Source organism: Kitasatospora sp. NPDC058032 (assembly GCF_042885845.1).
In the GTDB taxonomy this organism is placed as follows: domain Bacteria; phylum Actinomycetota; class Actinomycetes; order Streptomycetales; family Streptomycetaceae; genus Kitasatospora.
In genome coordinates, this window is record NZ_JBHVRK010000050.1 from 1 (window position 1) to 1,792 (window position 1,792).

1 pseudogene is annotated in these 1,792 nt (G+C 70.0%); it reads right to left on the reverse strand.

Annotation, left to right across the window (positions count from 1 at the left end):
* Positions 1–254: 254 nt before the first annotated feature.
* A pseudogene (locus ACFVUH_RS36795) lies at positions 255–1,792 on the reverse strand (hypothetical protein); the annotation flags it as partial.

Consider the following 1,792-nt stretch of genomic DNA (forward strand, 5'->3'; position numbering starts at 1 on the left):
GTCTGCGGCTTTTTGTTTTTTTTTCACCGTGCCGCGCGCGGCCCGCGGGGGGCGCGCGCCCCCGCCCGCCGCCCCCCCGGGGGGGCCCCCGGCCCCCGCCGCTGCCCCGTCAGGACGAGGTCGCGGAGGCGGCCGTGCGACCTGGCAGGAGGGGCGCCCGGGAGGCACCGCCCGACGCCGCCGGAGCGACGGCGACGGACCGGTTGCCGGACCCGGGCCGGCTATCGACCCGATCGACCCGGATCGCCCGCGTATCACGCGGCCTCGGCGTAGCCGAAGTAGCGGAAGTGGTCGAGGTGGTCGATGTAGTCGAGGTACTCAGGACGCTCGTGCCCGTAGTCGAGTCCGTACTCGTACGCGTGGCCGTGGTGCGGCGGAGGCGGGCACTCCTCGACGGTGATGCAGAGCTCGACGGGCGGGCTCTGGACGGGCCGGCAGTCCGGGTCGAAGGCATTGGCCGTCGCCCGGTTGGTGACGTGTCCCTCCTTGGCGTCCTGCTCGGTGACCACATAGCTGCCGGTGCAGGTCGTGCTCTGCCCGGGAGCGAGGGTCGTCTCGACGCAGCTGATGTCCGAGACCCGGTCGTCGCTGATGGTCAGGTCGGTCAGCGTGGTCGTGCCGGTGTTGGTGACCGTGTAGGTGTACGTGATCGTGTCACCGGGGTGCACCGGGCCGGGCGTGTCGGCCTCCTTGGTCAGCGACAGGCTCGACGTCACGCCCTTCACCGTCACCGTGGTCTGCGCCGGCGGGCTCTGGACGGGCCGGTCCAGCGGGTCGAGACCGTTGGCCGTGGCGTGGTTGGTCACGCTGCCGGCTGCCGCGTCGGCGGTCGTCACCATGTAGGTACCCGTGCACGTCGTGCTCCGACCGGCCGCAAGAGTCGTCGCCGAGCAGCTCACCGGCGAGACCCGGTCATCGGTCACGGTCAGGTCGTGCACCGCAGCCGTACCGGTGTTGGTCACCGTGTACGTGTACGTGATCGTGTCACCCACGTTGACGGGACCGGCAGTGCTCGCCTTCTTCGTCAGCGACAGGCTCGCCACAGACGTGACCGTCACCGTCTCCTCGGCCGGAGGACTCGCCACCGGCTCACCCTGCGGGTCGAGACCGTTCACCGTGGCGTGGTTGGTCACGCTGCCGGCCGCGGCGTCGGCGGTCGTCACCACGTAGGTACCCGTGCACGTCGTGCTCCGACCGGCCGCAAGAGTCGTCGCCGAGCAGCTCACCGGCGAGACCCGGTCGTCCGTCACGGTCAGGTCGTGCACCGCAGCCGTACCGGTGTTGGTCACCGTGTACGTGTACGTGATCGTGTCACCCACGTTGACGGGACCGGCGGTGTTGGCCTTCTTCGCCAGCGACAGGCTCGCCACAGACGTGACCGTCACCGTCTCCTGCGCGGGCGGGCTCTGCACCGGCTGGTCCTGCGGGTTGAGACCGTTCGCCGTCGCCACATTGGTGACGTGTCCCGCCGCCGCATCGGCGGCCGTCACCAGGTAGCTGCCGGTGCAGGTCGTGCTCCGACCGGCGGCAAGGGTCGTCGCCGAGCAGGTCACCGGCGAGACATGGTCATCGGTGACGGTCAGGTCGTGCACCGCAGCCGTACCCGCATTGGTCACCGTGTACGTGTACGTGATCGTGTCACCCACATTCACCGGACCGGCAGTGCTCGCCTTCTTCGTCAGCGACAGGCTCGCCGCAGATGCGACGGGGACGTCCTCCTGCGCCGGAGGACTCGCCACCGGCTCACCCTGCGGGTTGAAGCCATTCGCCGTCGCCACGTTCAGCACATGAC